Source organism: Mesorhizobium sp. M4A.F.Ca.ET.050.02.1.1, assembly GCF_003997725.1.
Lineage (GTDB): Bacteria > Pseudomonadota > Alphaproteobacteria > Rhizobiales > Rhizobiaceae > Mesorhizobium.
Genome location: NZ_RZSG01000422.1, coordinates 1 through 5,253, shown reverse-complemented (window position 1 = coordinate 5,253; position 5,253 = coordinate 1). Strand labels below are relative to the sequence as shown.

Sequence of the window (5,253 nt, the reverse complement as noted above, 5' to 3'; positions counted from 1 at the left end):
GTGCCGGACAATGTCTATCTCGGCGCCTGGTTCCCGCAGCCCTCGGTGGTGGCGAAATCGGATCTCTTCATCCATCACGGCGGCAACAATAGTTTTTGCGAGGCGCTGCGCTTCGGCGTGCCGTCGCTGATCATGCCCTATTGCTGGGACGGACACGACAATGCGCGGCGCGCCGAGGAGACCGGCGTCGGCAACCATATCGGCCGTGATGGCTGGACCGAAGGAGTACTGGAGCGAGCGATCCTCGGCCTGTTGGCCGACGATGCGATGCGCGCCCGCCTGAAGGACAATGCAGCGCAGATGGCGCTGAAGCCCGGAACGGATGTGGCCGCCGAAGCGATCCTCTCTTTGATACGGATGTGACCAAATGCCTGAAAACCACCTGACGACCCTGCCGCCGACGAGCGGCGCCAACGACCCGAAAAGCTGGCTGGCCGCGCACGCGATCAGCGAAGTCGAATGCCTGGTGCCCGACATGAACGGCGTGCTGCGCGGCAAGGCGCTGCCGGCGGCGAAGTTCCTGAAGGCGCTGGAAGACCGCGCGCTCTATCTGCCGAGCAGCGCCTTCCTGGTCAGCATTGACGGCCGCTATTCCGGCTCGATCGACGAAGGCTTCGCCTATTCGGACCCGGACATGCGCATGGTGCCGGATGTCTCGACACTTTGCCTGGCGCCCGGCGGCGGGCCCGGCAAGGCCTATGTCTTTGCCGATGCCTTCCACATGGACGACCGTCCATGGATGGCCTCGCCGCGTCACGTCTTGCGGGCGGTGCTCGATCTCTATCGCCAGCGCGGCTGGCGGGCGGTGGTGGCGCCGGAGCTCGAATTCTATCTCACCGCGCCAAATCCCGATCCGGACCAGCCGCTGACCGCCCCGGCCGGGCGCAACGGCCGCGCCGAAAGCGTGCAGCATCCTTATGACATGGCGGCGCTGGAGGAGTTCGAGCCGGTGATCCAGCGCATCTACGCGCATGCGGCGGCCGCGGGGTTGCCGCTCGATACGCTGATCCATGAGTCGGGCACGGCGCAATTGGAGATCAACTTCCTGCACGGCGATGCGCTGGCGCTGGCCGACAAGGTGCTGTTGTTCAAGCGCCTGACCAGGCAGGCGGCTCAGGCGAGCGGCATGCACGCCACCTTCATGGCCAAGCCGATCGCGGCGCAGGCCGGCTCCTCGATGCATCTGCACATGTCCATTGTCGACGAGGCTGGCAACACGCTGTTTGCCGGCGGCGACGATGCCGACACCGCGATGTTCGGCCACTTCATCGGCGGCTTGCAGAGATATGTTCCGGAAATCATGCCGCTGTTTGCGCCGAACGTGAATTCGTACCGGCGCATTCGTCCTAACCACAGCGCGCCGGCCAATATCGAATGGTCGCACGACAACCGCTCCTGCGGCCTGCGCGTGCCGGCCGGCGGCCGCGCCGCGCGGCGGGTGGAGAACCGGCTGCCGGGAGCCGACGCCAATCCCTATCTGGCGATCGCCGGCTCGCTGCTCGCGGGCTATCTCGGCGTGGAGGAGAAGATCGCGCGCTCGGCGGAAGCGTCTGGCAATGCCTACAAGATCAAGAGCACGCTGCCGAAGACCATGGAGGAGGCGCTCGACCGCTTCACCGCCTGCGCTCCCGTGCGGGCGCTGCTCGGCGAGGATTTCTTCCAGACCTATCTGCGCGTCAAGAGCGTCGAGCTCGACCTGTTCCAGAGTGTGGTGACGTCCTGGGAACGCGACCACCTTTTGCTCAAGGTGTGACCATGGTTTCCAGTTCGACGGGTTTCAATTCCGGTCTCGGTATCGGCAAATCCTACTATGTCGCCACCGCCCATCCGGCGCCGGATCATCCGGCGCTCATCGACGATGCCGAAGCCGACCTTGTGGTCGTCGGCGGCGGCTGCACCGGACTGTCGGCGGCGCTCCACGCCGCCCAACGCGGGCTGAAGGTTGTGCTGCTCGAAGGCGGCAGGATCGGCTGGGGCGCATCGGGCCGCAATGGCGGCCAGATGATCCCAGGCCTGCGCAAGGGCGCCAAGGGCCTGGTCAAGGCCTTCGGGCCGGAACGGGCGAAGGCGCTGTTCGACCTCGCTTTCGAGGCGCGCGGGCTGGTGCTCGACATCATCGAGCGCAATGGCATCGACTGCGACCTCAGGCTCGGCGGCCATCTGGTCGGCGCGGTGAACAGCTCCGACCTCAAGGATCTTGAAGATGAGGCCGAGTGCCTGGCCAGCGTGATGAATTTCCGCGACGTCGAGATCCTGTCGGCGGCGGAAGCGCGCGGCAAGGTCGACACGCCCTATCACGGCGCCATGTACGAGCCGCTCGGCGGCCATATGCATCCGCTGAACTACACGCTGGGGCTTGCCCGCGCGGCGGTCGCGGCCGGCGTCACCATCCACGAGAATTCGGTCGCCGTGCGGCTGGAGCGGGAGCCTTCGATCAAGGTCTCGACGGCAAAGGGATCTGTGCGGGCGAAACATGTCGTGCTGGCCGGCGACGCGTTGCTGCAAGGACTGGAGCCGCGCGTCAACAGTCGCATCATGCCGGTCGGCAACTACATCGTCGCCACCGAGCCGCTGGAGGGCAAGCGCAATGTCATCCCGGCCAATGTCGCGGTGTCGGACACGCGCTTCGTGGTTAACTACTACCGGATGTCGGCGGATGGGCGCCTGTTGTTCGGCGGCGGCGAACGCTACACGCCGTCGCCGCCGGCCGACATCGCCGGCTTCGTGCGGCCGCACATGGAACAGACCTTCCCGCAACTGAAGGGCTGCCGCATCGACCATGCCTGGGGCGGGCTGGTGTCGGTGACGACGTCACGCCTGCCGCATGTCGGGCACTATGGCGAGGTCTATTTCGCGCATGGCTATTCCGGCAAGGGCGTCATCCTGTCGACACTGTCCGGCAAACTGCTGGCCGAGGCGATCACCGGCGATTCCGCGCGGCTCGACCTGTTCTCGACGCTTAGCCCGCTGCCGTTCCCGGGCGGCACGGCGCTGCGCGGTCCGCTCTATGTGCTCGGCATGCTGTGGTATGCGATGCGCGACCGCATCAAGCACTGAGCGCGCGGGAGGACGGTAAGCTGGCTAACCGGCATCCCTGTTGGTAAGCGCGATGTGGCAGCAGCCGGAACCGTGGCCCGGCGTCCAGGTGACGTTTTCGAAGCGCACGCCGGTCGCCTCGAACAGGCCGCGGTCGAAGGCGCCGGCGATGCGGCAGAGCGTGGCGAGCTTCTCCTCGCCGACGCCGGCCTCGACCCAGGCGTCCTTCAGCGGGCAGCGCCTTACCTTGAAGGCGATGTGGGTCGCGTCGCGCTCGACATCGGTCGGGTACATGCGGCCGCCATCGGGGCTGACGGCCAGAAACGCCTCGCCGATCGCCGGCGCGTCGTTGGGTCCGAAATCAGCGAAAGCCGCGGCCGCGACTTCCCTGCCGCGCTGCTCGATGGTGCGGATCATGACCGCCTCGGCCCTTTCGGCGCCGAGTTCCGCGGTCAGTTCATCGAGGAAGAGGCGGTAGAGATCGGCCCGGTTGCGGAAAGCGGAATCGAGCTCGCGCGACAGTTTTTCGGCTCTGGTTTCTGGGTCGGTCATGGTGTTGCGGTCCTGTTCAGTTTCGGCGTTGCCGCCACAAGCGCCTTGCCGATCGCCGATTGCGGGTTGCCGATGACGGCCCGCGCCTCGCCGCTCTCGGCGACCCGTCCGGCATCGAGGATGACGAGGCGGTGGGCGACGGCGCGGACGACGCCGAGATCGTGCGAAATGAAAAGGTAGGCGATCCGTTCCTCGCGCTGCAGGTCAAGCAGCAGGTCCAGGATCTGACCGCGCACCGATACGTCGAGCGCCGACACGGCCTCATCGAGCACGATCAGCGACGGTCTGGTGGCGATGGCGCGGGCAATGGCGACGCGCTGGCGCTGGCCGCCGGAGATCTCGTGGATGGCGCGCGGCGCGAGATCGGCGCCAAGGCCAACCCGTTCCAGCAGGGCGGCGATGCGGCGCGGGCGTTCGGTGCGCGAGGCGATGCCGTGGATACGCAAGGGGTCGTCCAGCACGCGCGCCACCGTGGCGCGCGGATTGAAGGCGGCGAGCGGATCCTGGAACACCATCTGCAGCCGCGCTCGCCTGGCGCGCAGGGCCGCTCCGCCCAGCGAGAGGAAGTCTGCGCCCTCGAACCGGATGGTGCCGGCGTCCGGCTCGATCAGCCTGAGCACCAGCCGGGCGATGGTCGACTTGCCGCTGCCGGACGGGCCGGCAAGCGCCAGCGTCTCGCCGGGCCCGATCGCCAAGGAGACGCCATCGACGGCGGAGACGGTTCTGCCGCCGCGGCGATAGTGCTTGGTGAGACCGGAGACGGTGAGCAGGCTCATGCCGGCGCTCCGGTCTGCCGCAACTGTCCGGCATCGAGGCCGAGATGAGCGTCGAGCAGCGCGCGCGTATAGGCGTGGCGCGGGGCGTTGACGATCTCCGCCGTCGTGCCGAGCTCGAGCAGTTCGCCATGGCGGAACACAGCGATGCGCTCGGCAAGCTCGGCGGCGAGCGCGATGTCGTGGTTGATGAACAGCAGCGTCATGCCGTCCTCGGCCACCAGCCGCCGGATGAGCGACACGATCTCGGCCTGCACGATGGTGTCGAGCGCGCTGGTCGCCTCGTCGGCGATCAGCAGTTTCGGACCGGCGGCTATTGCCGCGGCGATCGCGACGCGCTGCTTCTGGCCGCCGGATAGCTGGTGCGGGTAAGCGCGCATGGACGTGTCCGGATCGGGTAAGCGGACGCGTTCGAGCAGGGTCTTGGCTTTGGCGAAAGCCTGCGCCCAGGTGAGTTTGAGATGGGTGCGTGCGACCTCGGCGATCTGGTTGCCGACCGGCATGACCGGGTCGAGGCTCGAGGAGGGGTCCTGGAAGACGAAGCCGATGTCACGGCCGAGGAGGACAGTTTTCTCACGAACGGGGAGAGGTTGGCGTTCTGTCGCGCCCCCCTCTGTCCTGCCGGACATCTCCCCCACTTGGGGGGAGATTGGCAGCGTCGCCGGCGACTCTCCTTCTCCAGCCTCGGAGATTGGCGAAAGCGGATATGAGGGTCTGATCTCCCCCCTTGTGGGGGAGATGTCCGGCAGGACAGAGGGGGGCGCGAAGGAATGAGACGATGGAGATTCCGGAATTTGCCACTCGATCTCACCGTCAATCCTGGCAGACCTTGGCAGCAACCCAGCGATCGCCAGCGCCAGCGTGCTCTTGCCCGAACCGCTTTCGCCCTGTC

The 5,253-nt window shown here is 66.9% G+C and carries 6 protein-coding genes; 3 read left to right on the top strand and 3 right to left on the bottom strand.

Annotation, left to right across the window (positions count from 1 at the left end; translation table 11 throughout):
• The 3 genes from EOA33_RS23360 to EOA33_RS23350 all read left to right on the top strand — a co-directional run.
• Window positions 1-363: nucleotide disphospho-sugar-binding domain-containing protein (locus EOA33_RS23360; protein ID WP_281033544.1), on the top strand; the 363-nt coding region annotated here is incomplete at its 5' end.
• 4 nt (window positions 364-367) lie between these two features.
• Complete coding sequence (locus EOA33_RS23355; protein ID WP_126058186.1) at window positions 368-1,753, top strand: glutamine synthetase family protein; 1,386 nt, start codon at window positions 368-370, stop codon at window positions 1,751-1,753.
• 2 nt (window positions 1,754-1,755) lie between these two features.
• Window positions 1,756-3,057 (top strand): FAD-binding oxidoreductase, encoded by a 1,302-nt coding sequence (locus tag EOA33_RS23350; protein ID WP_126058187.1) that lies wholly within the window; start codon window positions 1,756-1,758, stop codon window positions 3,055-3,057.
• Between the two features lie 24 nt (window positions 3,058-3,081).
• On the opposite strand, the gene EOA33_RS23345 is transcribed toward EOA33_RS23350, so the two are convergent.
• The 3 genes from EOA33_RS23345 to EOA33_RS23335 all read right to left on the bottom strand — a co-directional run.
• Window positions 3,082-3,588 (bottom strand): L-2-amino-thiazoline-4-carboxylic acid hydrolase, encoded by a 507-nt coding sequence (locus EOA33_RS23345; protein WP_126058188.1) that lies wholly within the window; start codon window positions 3,586-3,588, stop codon window positions 3,082-3,084.
• On the bottom strand, window positions 3,585-4,364 hold the full coding sequence (locus EOA33_RS23340) for an ATP-binding cassette domain-containing protein (protein ID WP_126058189.1): 780 nt from the start codon (window positions 4,362-4,364) through the stop codon (window positions 3,585-3,587). Before EOA33_RS23340 ends, EOA33_RS23345 begins: the two co-directional genes overlap by 4 nt.
• On the bottom strand, window positions 4,361-5,253 hold an 893-nt coding region (locus tag EOA33_RS23335), incomplete at its 5' end, for an ABC transporter ATP-binding protein (protein WP_190234348.1). The genes EOA33_RS23340 and EOA33_RS23335, both read right to left, overlap by 4 nt.

Coding starts and splice junctions, on each gene's coding strand:
- EOA33_RS23355 (WP_126058186.1), top strand. CDS start 368: ATGCCTGAAAACCACCTGACGACCCTGCCGCCGACGAGCGGCGCCAAC.
- EOA33_RS23350 (WP_126058187.1), top strand. CDS start 1,756: ATGGTTTCCAGTTCGACGGGTTTCAATTCCGGTCTCGGTATCGGCAAA.
- EOA33_RS23345 (WP_126058188.1), bottom strand. CDS start 3,588: ATGACCGACCCAGAAACCAGAGCCGAAAAACTGTCGCGCGAGCTCGAT.
- EOA33_RS23340 (WP_126058189.1), bottom strand. CDS start 4,364: ATGAGCCTGCTCACCGTCTCCGGTCTCACCAAGCACTATCGCCGCGGC.